General features: G+C 62.6%; 15 protein-coding genes. 11 read left to right on the top strand and 4 right to left on the bottom strand.

Going from position 1 to position 15,422, the window contains the following annotated elements; all coding sequences use genetic code 11:
- Positions 1 to 3: 3 nt before the first annotated feature.
- From LSG43_RS02620 to LSG43_RS02630, 3 genes are read right to left on the bottom strand one after another with little or no spacing between them, the layout of a single operon-like run.
- The gene (locus LSG43_RS02620; RefSeq protein ID WP_231801061.1) at positions 4 to 843 is read right to left on the bottom strand and encodes a carbohydrate ABC transporter permease; all 840 of its coding nucleotides are present in this window, start codon (positions 841 to 843) and stop codon (positions 4 to 6) included.
- Entirely contained in the window at positions 827 to 1,699 is an 873-nt protein-coding gene (locus LSG43_RS02625) for a carbohydrate ABC transporter permease (protein WP_231801062.1), read from the bottom strand. The genes LSG43_RS02620 and LSG43_RS02625 overlap by 17 nt, the downstream gene beginning before the upstream one ends.
- Before the next feature lie 41 nt (positions 1,700 to 1,740).
- Positions 1,741 to 3,003, bottom strand: coding sequence for an ABC transporter substrate-binding protein (locus tag LSG43_RS02630; RefSeq protein ID WP_231801063.1), 1,263 nt, complete (start codon positions 3,001 to 3,003; stop codon positions 1,741 to 1,743).
- Between the two features lie 165 nt (positions 3,004 to 3,168).
- Here LSG43_RS02630 and LSG43_RS02640 point away from each other — a divergent pair, with 165 nt between their 5' ends.
- Both LSG43_RS02640 and LSG43_RS02645 read left to right on the top strand, forming a co-directional pair.
- A complete protein-coding gene (locus LSG43_RS02640; RefSeq protein ID WP_304622642.1) occupies positions 3,169 to 3,915 on the top strand; it encodes a GntR family transcriptional regulator in 747 nt (248 codons plus the stop codon).
- A gap of 50 nt (positions 3,916 to 3,965) precedes the next feature.
- On the top strand, positions 3,966 to 4,706 hold the full coding sequence (locus LSG43_RS02645) for an SIS domain-containing protein (RefSeq protein ID WP_231801067.1): 741 nt from the start codon (positions 3,966 to 3,968) through the stop codon (positions 4,704 to 4,706).
- Positions 4,707 to 4,710: 4 nt separating this feature from the next.
- On the opposite strand, the gene LSG43_RS02650 is transcribed toward LSG43_RS02645, so the two are convergent.
- Positions 4,711 to 5,028 (bottom strand): ArsR/SmtB family transcription factor, encoded by a 318-nt coding sequence (locus LSG43_RS02650; protein WP_231801069.1) that lies wholly within the window; start codon positions 5,026 to 5,028, stop codon positions 4,711 to 4,713.
- Between the two features lie 346 nt (positions 5,029 to 5,374).
- Between LSG43_RS02650 and LSG43_RS02655 the strand changes: the two genes are divergently transcribed.
- From LSG43_RS02655 to LSG43_RS02695, 9 genes are all read left to right on the top strand, one after another.
- Complete coding sequence (locus tag LSG43_RS02655) at positions 5,375 to 5,932, top strand: sugar transferase (RefSeq protein ID WP_231801071.1); 558 nt, start codon at positions 5,375 to 5,377, stop codon at positions 5,930 to 5,932.
- 73 nt (positions 5,933 to 6,005) lie between these two features.
- The gene (locus LSG43_RS02660; protein ID WP_231801073.1) at positions 6,006 to 6,977 is read left to right on the top strand and encodes a sugar-binding transcriptional regulator; all 972 of its coding nucleotides are present in this window, start codon (positions 6,006 to 6,008) and stop codon (positions 6,975 to 6,977) included.
- A 190-nt stretch (positions 6,978 to 7,167) separates the two neighbouring features.
- Positions 7,168 to 8,478, top strand: a complete 1,311-nt coding sequence (locus tag LSG43_RS02665) for an ABC transporter substrate-binding protein (RefSeq protein WP_231801074.1) — start codon at positions 7,168 to 7,170, stop codon at positions 8,476 to 8,478.
- A 285-nt stretch (positions 8,479 to 8,763) separates the two neighbouring features.
- Entirely contained in the window at positions 8,764 to 9,636 is an 873-nt protein-coding gene (locus tag LSG43_RS02670; protein WP_231801075.1) for a carbohydrate ABC transporter permease, read from the top strand.
- A 2-nt stretch (positions 9,637 to 9,638) separates the two neighbouring features.
- Positions 9,639 to 10,469, top strand: a complete 831-nt coding sequence (locus LSG43_RS02675) for a carbohydrate ABC transporter permease (protein ID WP_231801076.1) — start codon at positions 9,639 to 9,641, stop codon at positions 10,467 to 10,469.
- Positions 10,470 to 10,481: 12 nt separating this feature from the next.
- Positions 10,482 to 11,480: an ABC transporter ATP-binding protein gene (locus LSG43_RS02680; RefSeq protein WP_231801077.1), complete on the top strand. Its 999-nt coding sequence runs from the start codon at positions 10,482 to 10,484 to the stop codon at positions 11,478 to 11,480.
- 41 nt (positions 11,481 to 11,521) lie between these two features.
- Positions 11,522 to 12,997, top strand: a complete 1,476-nt coding sequence (locus LSG43_RS02685) for a mannitol dehydrogenase family protein (RefSeq protein WP_231801078.1) — start codon at positions 11,522 to 11,524, stop codon at positions 12,995 to 12,997.
- Positions 12,997 to 13,734, top strand: a complete 738-nt coding sequence (locus LSG43_RS02690) for an HAD family hydrolase (protein ID WP_231801079.1) — start codon at positions 12,997 to 12,999, stop codon at positions 13,732 to 13,734. Before LSG43_RS02685 ends, LSG43_RS02690 begins: the two co-directional genes overlap by 1 nt.
- Positions 13,731 to 15,311 carry an FGGY-family carbohydrate kinase gene (locus LSG43_RS02695; protein WP_231801080.1) on the top strand — a complete coding sequence of 527 codons (1,581 nt, stop codon included), beginning with the start codon at positions 13,731 to 13,733 and terminating at the stop codon, positions 15,309 to 15,311. The genes LSG43_RS02690 and LSG43_RS02695 overlap by 4 nt, the downstream gene beginning before the upstream one ends.
- Positions 15,312 to 15,422 lie beyond the last annotated feature (111 nt).

Genomic DNA, 15,422 nt, shown 5'->3' on the forward strand with positions numbered 1-15,422 from the left:
GGTCTACTCCATTGCGGTTGCGGTGAGCCCCGCGATCACGTGGCGCTGCAGCAGGAAGTAAAGGGCGAGAATGGGAATGGTCGTGATCGTCAGCGCCGCGAAAACCAGCGCGTAATCGGTGCTGTGATATCCGTAGAACCGCACCAGCCCCACCGGCAGCGTGCGCTTGTCCTCGTCGGTGATGAACAACAGCGCGAAGATCAGCTCATTCCAGATATTGATGGTGTTGAGGATCACCATGGTCAGCATCGCCGGCCAGACCATGGGGACCGAAACCGTCAGGAATATCTGCCAGATATTGGCGCCGTCGAGCAGCGCGGCCTCCTCCATATCGGGCCGGACCGAATTGAAATAGGACGACATCAGAAAGACCGTGAGCGAGAGCGACCACGCCGCCCCCGGCAGGATCAGGGCCCAGAGCGTGTTGAGAAGGTTAAGGTCGCGCAAAAGCGAAAACAGCGGGATCGCGACGACCGGCGGTGGCAGCAGCAACCCGATCAGCATGATGCGGTAAAGCGCGCGGCGCCCCGGAAATTCGAGCCGCGTGAACGCGAAGGCCGCCGCCGTGGCGAAGCCCACGCAGATGACGACAGCGGTACCCGTCACGATCACCGAGTTGAGATAGAGTTCTCCAAGCCCGCCGACCTCCCACGCTTCGGCGAAGTTCTCCCAGCGCCAGTCCATCGGCAACCCGAAGGGCGCCGCGAAGATCTCGCGGTTGGATTTGAACGCGGAAAGCACCATCCAGACCGTGGGGTAGAACATCGCCAAAACGACCGTGGCGGCAACCGCAAGTTGTAGCCATTCTCCGGGCGTCCGCCGGCGCTCAGTAGCGTGTGACATGCGCTCGCTCCGAAAAATGCAGGTAGGCGATCGCAACGCTCATCACGACGACGGCGAGAATGACCGTAAGCGCCGTGCCATAGCCGAGCTGGTTCTGGTCGAAGGCCTGTTTGATGATCCAGGTGGCGGGCACCTCGGTCGCGCCGAACGGCCCGCCATTGGTGAGAATGAAAAAGAGATCGAACCCTGCGAACCCGCCGGTCACCGCAAGCAGTATGCAAACGAGCAGGTTCTGGCGCAAAAGCGGCAGGGTGATCGAGAAGAACTGCGCGAACGGCCCCGCCCCGTCGAGCCGAGCCGCCTCGTAGATCGAGCGCGGAATGCGCCGCAGCGCGGCAAAGAAGATGACCATATAAAGCCCGGAAAATTTCCAGCCCGAAACGATCATGATCGCGAAAAGAGCCGTGCTCGATTGGCTCAGCCAGGGTTGTGCGAAGGCGTCGAGCCCGATTGCGCGCAGCGTCGCGTTCAAGAGCCCCGTGCGATAGTCGAGCACGAAGGCCCACAGCACCCCCGCCGCGGTCATCGAGAGCACCATGGGCGAAAAGAACATCCCGCGCATCACCCCGAACCCGCGCCGGTCCGAATTGAGCAGCACCGCCATCATGAGCCCGAAGGCGACCTCGAAAACGAGGGTCCCGAGGATATAGAGCGTTACGTGCACGTAGGCGAAAAGGTGCGTGAGGTCGGCAAACGCGCGCTGGAAATTCGCGAACCCGACCCATTGCGGCGGCGAAAACCCGTTCCAGACGGTGAAGGCATAATAAACCGCCGAGGCCAGCGGGAAGAGCACGAACCCGCCAAAAAGCGCAACCGCCGGAGCCACGAAAAGAAGGTTCGCGGCGCCGGACGCCAATGGTGCTGTGCGGTCTTCCCGTGGTTTTTGCGGCACTTGGGCTACTGCGGCCCCATCGCGGCTATGGTTTCGTCGAGCCAGGTGAGTGCCTCTTCGGGTGTCCGCTCGCCCGCCGCCACATAAGCCGCGGCCTGATAGAACGCCTCGGCGACGGGCACCGGATAGGTCGTGTCCGGCGGCGGCACCATGGAACCGGCTTCCGCGATCATCGCTGCGACCGACTGGGTTTTCTCGTCGAGATCTGCGCTGTCGTTGACGCCGGCGACCGGGCTGAGCAATGCTCCGGTTTCGGCCCAGATGGTCTGGCTTTCCTCCGATGTGAAGAATTTCAGGAAGGTAATCGCCGCGTCCTTGTTCGCACTCTGGTCGTGAACGATCCATCCGGTCACCGTGCCGATCACGCTGTCGGAGAGCGGATGGTCCGGATCGATCATCGGTGTATCGAACTGGTCGTAGTCGAAACCCTCGTCGGCCAGTTCCGAGGCCGAGCCGATGAGCCATGACCCGATCGGGTGCATGGCCGCGGCGCCCTGGAAGAAACCGGCCATGGCCGGGTCGGCGCCCAGTCCCTGCAGGTCGCGGTTGAAGGCGCCGGCTTCCTGCAATTGGTCGATCAGCTCGAGCGCGCGGGTGAAGCCTGCCGTATTGAACGGACCGTCCTGATTGAACGCGGCCTCGTATTCTTCGACCGGCACCACGCGCGACGCGATGTGCGAGGCCCAGTTGCCCAGCGGCCAGAGCTCGGAATTGCCCTCGATGACCGGCGTTTCCCCGGCCGCGGCGAGCGTTTCGATCAGGGCGATAAATTCGTCCCAGGTTGCGGGGGGTTCGAGGCCATGTTCCGCGAACATCGCGGTGTTGTACCAAATCGTGTTCGTCAGATCGATCGACATGGGCACCATATAGGCTTCGCCATCGACCAGCGTGCCCGCGCCTTCGGTCCAGACCGATTCAAGAAAGCTGTCCTTCCAGCCGTCTTCGGCCAGCGCGTCCGACAGGTTCATCGCATAACCCGCGTCCGCGTCGCGCAGCACAGGATATCCGGCCCATTGGAAATAGATGTCGGGAACGCTCGAACTCTGGAGCTGCGTTATCAGCCCGGTGCCCGAATAAAGATCGTCGTCAAAGACGATCTGCTCGATTGCGATGTCGGGATGCTCGGCTTCGAAATTGGCGATGATCTGATCGAGCGCGTCGCGGTTGGAGCCGCCGGTCATCGAATGCGTGATGCGCAATTCGGTCTGGGCGATGGCGGGTGCGGTGAGAACGGCGACGACGGCGATGCTGATGGTCAGCGATTTCATGTCTTCCCCCTTTGGTGCAGAGACATGGGTCCCATGTGGTATGTTATTGGTTTTCAGAATTATGTCTAGTAACTAGGTAGTTCCAAATTTTGCGCCATTTTCGCTTGATTGTCGCATACCGAAGTCATACCAATGTCATATGAATGGAGATAATCCAGAGCGACTTTGGGGGGCATTGTAGCCGTGTTCGACGCGGTTTCGGCGAAAATGGCGGGTCAGCACGGACCTCTGGCCGATAGGCTGAGAAACGCGCTGGCAGGCGTCATCAATGAAGGCCTGCTGACGCCAGGTGAAGCCTTGCCGTCCGAACGGGAGCTCGCCGCGCGATTGGACGTATCGCGCTCTACCCTGCGCCATTGCCTCAAGGAATTGGGCGCAATGGGCCTCGTTCACACCCGTCCAGGCGCGGGGACGGTGGTGACGGGGCGGATTTCCAAGGCGCTGTCGCGCCTATCGGGCTTTTCCGAGGACATTCGGCTGCGCGGACTGCAGCCGTCCTCGGAAGTGCTTGAACTCACGATCGGGCCGGTGCCGTCCGACACCGCCTTCAGGACCGGGCTTCCCCTGGGCACGCGCACCCTGACGCTGGCGCGGTTGCGGAAGGCCGGCGGCGAGGTGCTCTGTTACGAGCGCGCCATCGTGCCGGTGAGCTCGGTGGGCGAAGACTATGACGGGGTTGGGTCGTTGTACGAACGTATGGACGCGCACGATGCCCGGCCGCGGCGCACATTGCAGACGATCGAGGCCGTCAATGCCTCCATCGAGCTTGCCGTACTGCTCGGCGTACCCGAGGGCGCGGCGGTGCTCAGGATCGATCAGGTTGGATACGGCCCTGACGGTGGTGCTGTCGAGGATGCGGTCAGCTGGTATCGGGGCGACCGGTACAAGTATGTCGGGGAAATTACGGGGTAAACGCTTTTGCGGCGCAGGAGCGGGCCGGACTAGGAATGGAATAGCAACAGATGGGCCAGCTCCGTTTCATTTATCGCGACCGCATCGTCGGGTTGATCGACGATGTGCTGTCGAGTCAGGCGGCGGCGCTGGACGCGGCCGTCAAAGCGGTTGCCGACACGCTCGCACGGGACGGGCTCATCCACGTCGCCGGATCGGGCCACTCGCATATGCTGGCCGAGGAAGTGTTCTACCGGGCCGGCGGGATCGCGGCGGCGCAGGCCATTCTCGATCCTGAGTTGATGCTACACCAGGGGGCGGAGCGCTCCACGCTATTGGAGCGCGAAGAGGGGAGGGCGGCGCGGGTCCTCCCCTCTTATAATCTCTCGCAAGGCGACGTGCTTTTCATCGCCTCCAATTCCGGCCGCAACGCCTACCCAATCGAAATGGCGCTCGCTGCCCGCGATAGGGGTCTAACGACCGTAGCGATCACCTCGATCAGTCACTCCACAAAGTCGCAGTCCCGCCACTCGTCCGGACAGTTGCTCTATGAGGTATGCGACATCGCCATCGACAATGGCGGGGACTATGGCGACGCCGGTCTCGATATCCCCGGCCGCAACGCGCGCATGGGTCCGACATCGACGATCGCGGGGGTCTACATTCTCAACGCGATACTGGCCGAGGCCGTCGCGCTCCTCGCGCAGCAGGGTATCACGCCGGACATCTACCAAAGCGCCAATGCTGAAGACCTTGCCGGTGGCATGTTGTCCATCCTGGAGCGCTGGCGCCATCGTATTCAGCACCTTTGATCTGTCAATGATCCGGCGCGTCGGGCTCTTCGTCGCTATGCGCGATCATGTCCGCGAGCATGTGCCGGATATGGTCGTCGGCCGCCTCGTAGATTACCTGCTTGGCCTTGCGCGTCCCCACCACCAGGCGTGCGGCGCGCAGGAGTCTCAAATGGTGGCTGACCAGCGACTGCGAAGCGTCCACGGCCTGCGCAATGTCACCCACCGGGCGCGGTCCCTCAAGGCAAACAAGCAGGATCTTGAGGCGCGTCGGATCGCCCAGGAGCCTGAATGTTTCGGCAATAATGGTGATATTGGCTTCGGGGATATGAGGTTCGGCCAAGAAAGGTGTCTCCGGTGCGTTCCGGTCCGTCTTCTCCAAATATCAATAGGTGTTCATATGAACATCGGCAACGCCGTAAAGTGGCAATCGCGCTGTCCGTGATTTTCCACAGCGTCAAGCCAGCCTGTTGAAAACTGCGGGGATAACATGGATGACGGTAGAGGATATCCTTTTCTTTACAATGTAATGGCTTGAAACGTCGCCATCGGTCTGCCTGTGCAAAGAGTGCGCCGGGTTGGGATGACGACGAACCCGTATATTTACCTATTCAAACTTGTGGCAAAGTTCCCTAGGCGGCAGGCGAAGATGCCGTGCCGCAGTTCTCGATGCATGGCGGGCAGGGGGCATGTTTGGTGAATCCGGCGCCTGGGGGCGCAACACGGTCGATCGGCGCCGCGCCGTTGCGGTCTTATCGGGACAGCCCGCACCGCACAGGGCGCTCCAACTCGCAATCAAGCACGCGATCGACCGGTTTGTCGGCCTTTTGGCGCTCGTCGCTTTTGCCCCGTTCATCGTTTTAGTCATTGTTGTCATCGTGGCAATCGGAGGCCGGCCGGTAACGCGTACGGCGCATATCGGTCAGGGCGGTCGGACCATCTGGCTCTACCGTTTCGGCAAACCGCCGCTTGCACCCGGGTTTGGCGGGTTCCTCGCCCGATCTGGCCTCGAAGATATGCCCATGCTCTTTAACGTTCTGCGCGGCGACCTGTCTCTCATCGGCCCGCACCCGAACCGCGATCCCGGCGCCTCCCACGCAATGCGGCCCGGCCTGTTCACGCCGACAACAGCGGATGGCCAAAAGCGTTCAGATCTTGACGATATCGAGCGCTACACGCTGTCGCGCGACCTCGCGATCGCACGGGCGGCCATCTGCGAGGCGCTCGCCTCAAAACGCACGGGGTAGCGCCAGCAATAGTCCGCACCGTCTGGTCAAAGTGCCTTGGCAATGTATAAAGGTCCGCCTGGGAGGATCGCCAATGGCCCGCCGACCCGAGTCCGGCAAAACAAAAGACATCAACAAAACCAAGCTCGACGACGCCGCGCGTGCGGGCTGGCTTTACTACGTGGCCGGCAACACCCAGGACGAAATCGCCTCCAAGCTCGGCGTCTCGCGCCAGACCGCCCAGCGGCTGGTGTCTCTGGCGGTGAGCGAAAAGCTGGTCAAGGTCCGGCTCGATCACCCGATAGCCCAGTGCATGGACTACGCCGCACGCCTGCAGGCCGCCTACGGTCTTGATGAGGTCGAGGTGGTGCCCTCCGATCCCGGCCATCCGGACACAACGCTGGGAATTGCCGAAGCTGTCGCCGCGCGGATCGAGAAAATCCTGTCGGCGAGCGATCCGGTGACTATGGGCATCGGCACGGGCCGAACGCTGAAGGCTGCCGTCGAGCAGCTCTCTTTCATCGATTGCCCTCATCATTTCATCGTATCCCTGGCCGGCAACATCGCCCCGGACGGGTCCGCCGCCTTCTATAACGTCGTCTTCAACCTCGCCAACAAGGTGAGCGCGCCGAGCTTCCCGATGCCGCTGCCCGTCATCGCCGCAAGCGCTGGCGAGCGGGCGCTTCTGCACGAGCAGGCTGGCATCGGCCGCACGCTCGCGCTCGCGCAAAAGGTGCAGATCGCCATCGTCGGCGTTGGCGATCTGGGCCCCAGCGCACCGCTTTACGAGGACGGTTTCGTGACGCTCGATGAGCTCAAGGCGCTCCAGAACGTCGGCGCCGTGGGCGAGATCCTGGGCTGGACCTTCGACGCCGAAGGCCGGGTGATCGAGGGCATGATCAATGAGCGGGTCGCCAGCGCGCGTCTTCCCGACCGCGACAACGCGCTCGTGATCGCCGCCGCCAAAGGCGGCAACAAGGTCGAGGCGATCAGAGCGGCCCTCCGCCGCCGCCTGGTCAACGGGCTCATCACCGACGAAGACACCGCGCGGGCGTTGCTCGGCTAGGCTTGGGCCCCTCATTCCACGTGAACTGCAGGCCAGACCGCGTTCGCGGCAACACGGCTGTGCGTCTGCGCGGAAGCGCGCATTTGCTCATTGTGTGAGAAAATGCTCTTGACATTGCGCCTTGAATATTGAGTAATTGCCCACGCGTATAGCAAATGCTCATACTCGAGCATATGGGAGGATTTACCTGATGAGACTACGCTCACTCGTTTTCGGGTCGGTGTCGCTCGTGGCCATGGCGGCGACGGCGCAGGCCCAGTCGCTCACCATTGCAACGGTGAACAATGGCGACATGATCCGTATGCAGGGCCTGTCCGACGCCTTTACCGAGGAGACCGGTATCGAGCTCGAATGGGTCACGCTTGAAGAAAACGTCCTGCGTCAGCGCGTCACCACCGACATCGCCACCCAGGGTGGTCAGTACGACGTCATGACCATCGGTGCCTACGAGACGCCGATCTGGGCCGGCCAGGGTTGGCTTGCCCCGCTCGATGACATGGGTGCGGACTATGACACCGCCGATCTATTGCCCGCCGTGCGCGACGCGCTCTCGGTTGACGGTACGCTCTATGCGGCGCCGTTCTACGGCGAAAGCGCCATGATCATGTACCGCACGGACCTGTTCGAACAGGCCGGGCTCGAAATGCCCGCCGAACCCACCTGGGATTTCATCGCCGACGCCGCGCGTCAGATCACCGACAAGGACAACGAACTCTACGGCATCTGCCTGCGCGGCAAGGCCGGTTGGGGCGAGAATATGGCGTTCATCACCGCCCTCGCCAACTCCATGGGCGCCGCCTGGTTCAATATGGACTGGGAGCCCCAGTTCGAGGCCGGAATATGGGGTGATGCGCTCCAGTTCTACGTTGACCTTATGAACGACGCAGGCCCTCCGGGCGCTTCGTCCAACGGGTTCAACGAAAACCTGGCGCTGTTCCAGCAGGGCAAGTGCGGTATGTGGATCGACGCCACCGTCGCGGCATCCTTTGTGTCGAACCCTGAGGAATCCCAGGTTGCCGACAGCGTAGGGTACGCGCTGTTTCCGACCAACGGCGAATATGACAATCACGGCAACTGGCTGTGGGTCTGGTCGCTGGCGATCCCCTCGAGCTCGGACAATGTCGATGCCGCCAAGCAGTTCCTCAACTGGGCGACGTCCAAGAGCTATATCGAGATGGTCGCCGAGGAAGAAGGCTGGGCCAACGTGCCTCCGGGAACCCGGACCTCGCTTTACGAGAACCCGACCTACCTCGAGGCGGCGCCCTTCGCCGATGAGACCCTCGCGGCAATGAATGCGGCTACGCCCGAGCAACCCTCGGTTCAGGAAACGCCCTATACCGGCGGTCAGTTCGTCGCCATCCCTGAATTCCAGGGTATCGGTACGGCCGTGGGTCAGGCCTTCTCCGCCGCGCTGGCCGGACAGACGACCGTCGAACAGGCGCTCCAGACGGCTCAGCAGGTGACCCGTATGGAAATGGAACGCAGCGGCTACTACCAGTAGGTGGTGGCATGCTCCTCCGCAGGGACCGGCGCGCTCGCCGTGCCGGTCCCTGAATGGTTCGGGCGGTGGCGAGCGACTCTGCGCCGCCATTGACATCCCGCTTCGAGGGGGAACCACCCGACTTGTAACCGAACCCTGCGGCGCAACTGGCGCACAAGCTTTCTTCGCGCCTACGGGGGACGGGCTCGGGTTGGGTATAGGCGAAAGCCGATTCAATAGACGACGCGACAACCGGCGCCAGCCAAAGCTATTCTCAACCAACAAAGCACGGCGCGAGGGAGAAAAATGGCAACGCTACACACACAAACAGCGGCACGCTTCATGATGGCGCCGGCGGTTCTGCTGCTTCTGGCGTGGATGCTGGTACCGCTTTCGATGACGCTGTGGTTCTCCTTCCAGCGGTACAATTTGCTCATGCCGGGGATGGAATACTTCACCGGCTTCGAGAACTACCGCTACTTCTTCTCCAATCCGAGTTTCTGGGCGGCGCTGTTCAACACACTCTATCTCGTCGGTGGCGTGCTGATCATCACCCTCGCGGGTGGCACGCTTCTGGCCCTGCTGCTCGACCAGCCGATCTTCGGCCAGGGCATCGTGCGGCTGCTGGTGATCGCACCCTTCTTCGTCATGCCGACAGTGTCGGCATTGGTTTGGAAGAACATGCTGATGCACCCGGTCAACGGGTTCTTTGCCTGGCTGGCGCGCGTCTTCGGCTTCCAGCCGGTGGACTGGCTGGCGCAGTTGCCGCTCGTTTCGATCATCATCATCGTCGCCTGGCAGTGGCTGCCGTTCGCGACGCTGATTATCCTGACCGCGCTGCAATCGCTCGATGAGGACCAGCGCGAGGCCGCGAGCCTCGACGGCGCCGGCCCGTTCTCGATGTTCTTCTACATCACGCTGCCGCACCTGGCGCGCGCGATCACGGTCGTAATGCTGATCGAGACCATCTTCCTGCTCTCGGTCTTTGCCGAAATCCTCGTCACCACCAATGGCGGGCCGGGGACGTCGACGACCAATCTCACCTTCCTCATCTACATCCAGAGCCTGCTGCAGTTCGACGTGGGTCTGGCATCCGCAGGCGGCATCGTGGCGGTCATCCTCGCCAACATCGTCGCCATCTTCCTGCTCCGCATCGTCGGCAGAAACCTGGAGGCGTAAGAATGGCCCGCGCTGTATCCACCCGCCGCAAGGTAGCTGTTTCCATCATCGCCTGGGCGATCGGACTGATCATCTTCTTCCCGATCCTCTGGACGTTCCTGACCAGCTTCAAGACCGAGGGCACGGCCATCGCCGTCCCGCCGAAGTTCCTCTTCTTCGACTGGACGCTCGAGAATTACTTCACCGTGCAGGAGCGCTCGGACTATTTCCGGCACTTCTCCAATTCGATCATCTCGGCAGTTGGCTCGACCATCGTGGGGCTCATCATCGCGGTTCCCGCGGCCTGGGCCATGGCGTTCTCGCCCACCAAGCGCACCAAGGACGTCTTGATGTGGATGCTCTCCACCAAGATGCTGCCCGCCGTCGGCGTGCTGGTGCCGATCTATCTTCTGTTTCGCGACTTCCGGCTGCTCGACACGCATATCGGGCTGATCATCGTGCTCACCATGATCAACCTGCCGATCATCGTCTGGATGCTCTTTACCTATTTCAAGGAGATCCCCAACGACATCCTCGAGGCCGCACGCATGGACGGCGCCGGGTTGCGCGAGGAGATCCTCTACGTCCTGACCCCGATGGCCGTACCCGGCATCGCTTCGACGCTTCTCTTGAACATCATTCTTGCCTGGAACGAGGCGTTCTGGACGCTCAACCTGACGACCACGGCGGCCGCCCCGCTAACCGCGTTCATAGCGTCCTACTCCTCGCCCGAGGGGCTGTTCTGGGCCAAGCTTTCGGCCGCCTCGACGCTGGCCATCGCGCCAATCCTCATCATGGGCTGGTTCAGCCAGAAACAGCTCGTCCGCGGCCTGACCTTCGGCGCCGTTAAGTAAAGGAAGACTAAGATGGGCTCGATTACACTCGACCACGTTCAAAAGAGCTTCGGCGGCGTCACCGTCATCCCCGACGTCAGCCTCGACATCAAGGACGGTGAGTTCGTCGTCTTCGTGGGGCCTTCGGGCTGCGGCAAGTCCACGCTGTTGCGGCTGATCGCCGGGCTCGAGGACGTCTCCGGCGGCAAGATCAGCATCGACGGCGAGGACATCACCAAGACCGCGCCGGCCCAGCGCAAGCTCTCGATGGTGTTCCAGTCCTACGCGCTTTATCCGCATATGAGCGTGCGCGGCAATATCGCCTTCCCGCTCAAGATGGAAAAGGCACCCAAGGAGAAGATCGAAGAGAGCGTCGCCAACGCCGCGGCGATCCTCAATTTGACCGATTATCTCGACCGCAAGCCGCGCCAGCTCTCTGGCGGCCAGCGTCAGCGCGTTGCCATCGGCCGCGCCATTGTACGCCAGCCCAAGGCATTTCTGTTCGACGAACCGCTCTCGAACCTCGACGCGGCGCTGCGGGTCAACATGCGCCTCGAGATCTCGGAGCTGCACAAAAAGCTCAACACCACGATGATCTACGTGACCCACGACCAGGTCGAGGCGATGACCATGGCCGACAAGATCGTTGTCTTGAACGCGGGTAATATCGAGCAGGTCGGCTCGCCCATCGAGCTCTATACCAGACCCTCCAACCTCTTCGTCGCCGGCTTCATCGGCAGCCCGAAGATGAACTTTATCTCCGGTGAGAAGGCCCGCAGCCAGGGCGCCGCGACCATCGGCGTGCGACCCGAGCACCTGCAACTGAACCGCGAAAGCGGCATGCTGACCGGCACGGTCGGCGTCGCCGAGCATCTGGGGTCGGATACGTTCGTGCACGTCAATGTCGAAGGCGTCGGCCAGGTCACCGCGCGGCTTCCGGGTGACATGCCCGTCAGCCACGGCGAAACCGTTCACCTCACCCCGCAGGAAGGCCGTATCTACAAGTTCGACGAAAAAGGTCTCGCGATTTGAGTGCACGGGACGCGCGCTCCTGCCAAGGTTCGGAATATCCAATGAGTATCAAACTGGCCGCATCATCGCTCGAACACCTGCCAGCTTCGGTCGCGGTGCCGAATTACGGCCGCAGTGACCTCACCCCGGGCATTGTCCATTTCGGCGTGGGTAATTTCCATCGTGCGCATCAGGCGGTCTATCTCGACGCGTTGTTCAATCTTGGCAAGGACCGCGACTGGGGCCTGATCGGCGCCGGCGTGCGGCCAGCCGACGCGCAGATGCGCGACGTGCTTGCAAGCCAGGATTTCCTCACGACTGTGGTCGAGCAAGAGGCCGACGGGACGACTGCGCGCGTCACCGGCCCGATGATCGACTACATCGCGCCGGGGGATACGGGCCGGCTGATCGAGACGCTCGCCAGCCCGGAAACCCGCATCGTATCGATGACGATCACCGAGGGTGGCTATTTTCTCGACGCCGAGGGGCATTTCAATCCCACCCACCCCGAGATCGTCGCCGACGCCGCTGCGCCCGAAGCGCCCAGGACGGTGTTCGGACTGATCGTCGCGGGACTTGTTGCGCGCCGGCAAAAAGGGCGCGCGCCTTTCACGGTTATGAGCTGCGACAACATTCCGGGCAATGGACACGTCACCGAAAACGCGGTTGCGGGTCTTGCCGAATTGATCGATCCGGCGCTCGCGCAGTGGATTCGCAAAAATGTTGCTTTCCCCAATTCCATGGTCGACCGCATCACTCCGGCCACCTCGGATCGCGAACGCGAGATCCTCGAACGGGATTTCGGGGTTGCCGACGGATGGCCGGTTTTCTGCGAAAAATTCACCCAGTGGGTGATGGAGGACGATTTCCCACTCGGGCGCCCAGGGCTCGAAAAGGTCGGTGTCACATTCGTTGACGACGTCGCTCCCTGGGAGCTGATGAAGCTTCGGATCCTGAATGGCGGGCACGCCGCCATCGCCTATCCGGCGGCCTTGATGGACATCCATTTCGTCCACGAGGCGATGGAGGAGCCACTGATTGCGGCCTATCTCGAAAAGCTCACCAAGGAAGAAATCATCCCGGTCGTCCCGCCGGTTCCCAATACCGACCTTGACGCCTACCGTGCATTGATCGCCTCGCGCTTTGCCAATCCCAAGATCGGAGACACCATCCAGCGCTTGTGCCTGGATGGCTCCAACCGCCAGCCGAAATTCATCCTGCCCTCAGCAAATGACCGGCTGGCGGTTGGCGCACCGGTGACAGGGCTCGCGCTCGTCGCGGCGTTCTGGTGCCGGTACTGCTATGGGGTTACCGATTCGGGCAAACCCATTGCACCCAACGATCCAAGTTGGGATCGCATCCAGGCCGCTGCGATCAAGGCCAAGGACGATCCGGCGGCATTCCTTGCGATGGACGACATTTTCGGCGCCGCCGCCAGAAACCCGGCCTATGTCGACGCCTTCTCCCGCGCGCTTGGCACCATCTGGGCCGCCGGCGCACGCGAGGCGTTGGCGCGGTATCTCAACGACAAGCTGTAATGGCCGAGGTGCGCGGGCAAGCAGCTGAAGCTACGCCCGGACCGGCCATCGCGCTCGTGATCTTCGATTGCGACGGCGTGCTTGTCGACAGCGAGCCTCTGGCGGTTCGGGTGCTTTGCGACACCCTCGCCGCCCATCACGGCATCACCGTGCCGCTCGATGCGGCTTACAGGGATTTTCTGGGCCGGTCCCTTGGGGCGATCTGCGCGACGCTTCAGACGGATTACGGGCTCGATATCGCGCCGGACGAACTCGCCGAGATGCGCCACGCGCTTTACGCGCGCTACCGGCAGAGCCTCAAGCCGATCCCGAACGTGGTTTCCGCTCTCGAGCGGCTGCAGACCCGCATCTGCGTGGCCTCGTCGAGCCAGCTCGAGCGCATAAGGCTCAGCCTTGAGTTGACCGGGCTTTATGATCGTTTCGCCCCCGACATATTTTCCGCCGGCATGGTCGAAAAAGGCAAGCCAGCGCCGGATCTGTTTCTTTATGCGGCCCGGCAGATGGGCGTTGCTCCCGGCAGATGTCTCGTGATCGAAGACAGCCCGGCGGGCATCGTCGCGGCCAAGGCGGCGGGCATGGCGGTTTTCGCTTTCACCGGGGGCAGTCATGTCGGCCCCGCTGGTCTCGCGCCGCGCGTTGCCGAACTCGCGCCCGATGCGATATTCGACGATATGCAGACGCTTCCCGATCTTCTAAGCTCCCTCGAAAACGGGAAGACAATCGGTCCGAGGGCATGAATCTCATTGCAGTAGATGTCGGCACGACGAGTGCGCGCGCCGGTGTTGTGACGCGCGATGGCGTCATGCTTGCGCGCACCACGCGGCCCATTGCACTCCAGCGCATGGGTGCCGACCGGGCCGAGCACCAGTCCGAAGACATATGGGCAGCGGTGTGCGCCGCGGTACGAGCGGCGGTCGCCGAGGCCGGGATAGATCCGGCAACCGTCGCCGGTATCGGGTTCGACGCCACCTGCTCGCTGGTCGTGCGCGACAAAAGCGGCGGTCCGCTGTCGGTTGCACCGGACGGGGCACCGGGATGGGATACCATTGTCTGGCTCGATCATCGGGCCCGCGAGGAGGCCCGGGCACTCACCGCGTCGGGCACGCGGGTGCGCGACTATTTCGGCGGCACCTTTTCTCCCGAGATGGAAATCCCCAAGCTCATGTGGCTCAAGCGGCATCTTCCCGAAGCTTGGGCACGCGCGGGTGCGATGTACGACCTCGCGGACTTCCTGACCTTTCGCGCCAGCGGCTCGGGTGCGCGTTCGCAGTCGACCCTGACGAGCAAATGGGGCTTTCTCGCCCATGAGAAGGCCGGCTGGGACCCCGATTTCCTCAAGGCCGCAGGGCTCGAAGATATTGTCGACCGGGCCGGGCTCCCTTCCAACGCCATGCCGATCGGGAGCGATCTGGGACCTCTCACGCCCGATGCTGCCAGGGCGCTTGGCTTGCCGCAAACCTGTCGGGTTGCCGCGGGCATGGTCGACGCGCATGCGGGCGCGCTTGGTGTCCTGGGTGCCTACACTGGCAATCCCGATAGCGCCGACCGGCACATGGGGCTCGTAGCGGGAACGTCGAGCGCGGTCATTGTGCTCTCGCGTGAGCCGCGTGCCGCAAAGGGGCTCTGGGGACCGCATTTCGGCGCCGTGGTGCCGGGGCTTTGGCTCAACGAGGGCGGGCAATCGGCCTCGGGTGGCGCGCTCGATTATCTGCTCGAAGTTCATTCGGCCGGAGGGGTGCCGAACGCCGCTACGCACGAGACCGTCATCAAACGCATCGCGCAGATGCGTGCCGATGCCGAGGGCGCCGACATTGCGCCGCGCTTGCACGTACTGCCCGATTTCCACGGTAACCGCACGCCTTTCGCCGACCCGGAAGCGTTGGGGGTCGTGTCGGGACTGAACCTCGACACCTCGTTCGATGGACTGTGTAAGCTGTATTGGCGGACCGCGGTAGCGATCGCGGCGGGCATACGGCAAATCCTCGAAACCCTCAGAACTGCTGGCTATACGATCGATATCCTTCACGTGACCGGCGGGCACACGCGCAATCCGCTCCTGATGGAGCTTTACGCCGACGTCACCGGCTGCATCGTGCGCGAACTGCCAAAGGCGGACGCGATGATCCTCGGGAGCGCCATGGGTGCAGCAACAGCGGCAGGGCTTTACCCGGACCTCGCTGCCGCCGGCGCCGCGATGTGCGCGAAAAGCGTCACCCGCGTGCCCGAACCGGCGCGTACGGCGCGCTATGAGAAAGACTACGCGGTGTTCCTCAAGCTTCACGCGCAGAGGAAGGAGCTCGAGGTTCTGTTCTAGGCCGCTTCTTGGGAGACAGCGCGTCAACCGCGACATTGACGCGCTATGCCGCGCGGCTTGGGCGCGATCGGCAAGCGGCATTGGTCGCGGCGCTTGATGGTCTTATTGCGG

The sequence above is a fragment of the Pelagibacterium xiamenense genome, from assembly GCF_021166475.1.
GTDB classification, from domain to species: Bacteria; Pseudomonadota; Alphaproteobacteria; order Rhizobiales; family Devosiaceae; genus Pelagibacterium; species Pelagibacterium xiamenense.

Bases quoted from the DNA above. Each gene is read 5' to 3' on its own strand.
- LSG43_RS02665 (WP_231801074.1), top strand. From the start codon at position 7,168: ATGAGACTACGCTCACTCGTTTTCGGGTCGGTGTCGCTCGTGGCCATG.
- LSG43_RS02680 (WP_231801077.1), top strand. From the start codon at position 10,482: ATGGGCTCGATTACACTCGACCACGTTCAAAAGAGCTTCGGCGGCGTC.
- LSG43_RS02630 (WP_231801063.1), bottom strand. From the start codon at position 3,003: ATGAAATCGCTGACCATCAGCATCGCCGTCGTCGCCGTTCTCACCGCA.
- LSG43_RS02675 (WP_231801076.1), top strand. From the start codon at position 9,639: ATGGCCCGCGCTGTATCCACCCGCCGCAAGGTAGCTGTTTCCATCATC.
- LSG43_RS02660 (WP_231801073.1), top strand. From the start codon at position 6,006: ATGGCCCGCCGACCCGAGTCCGGCAAAACAAAAGACATCAACAAAACC.
- LSG43_RS02670 (WP_231801075.1), top strand. From the start codon at position 8,764: ATGGCAACGCTACACACACAAACAGCGGCACGCTTCATGATGGCGCCG.
- LSG43_RS02620 (WP_231801061.1), bottom strand. From the start codon at position 843: ATGTCACACGCTACTGAGCGCCGGCGGACGCCCGGAGAATGGCTACAA.
- LSG43_RS02690 (WP_231801079.1), top strand. From the start codon at position 12,997: ATGGCCGAGGTGCGCGGGCAAGCAGCTGAAGCTACGCCCGGACCGGCC.
- LSG43_RS02685 (WP_231801078.1), top strand. From the start codon at position 11,522: ATGAGTATCAAACTGGCCGCATCATCGCTCGAACACCTGCCAGCTTCG.
- LSG43_RS02645 (WP_231801067.1), top strand. From the start codon at position 3,966: ATGGGCCAGCTCCGTTTCATTTATCGCGACCGCATCGTCGGGTTGATC.
- LSG43_RS02655 (WP_231801071.1), top strand. From the start codon at position 5,375: ATGTTTGGTGAATCCGGCGCCTGGGGGCGCAACACGGTCGATCGGCGC.
- LSG43_RS02695 (WP_231801080.1), top strand. From the start codon at position 13,731: ATGAATCTCATTGCAGTAGATGTCGGCACGACGAGTGCGCGCGCCGGT.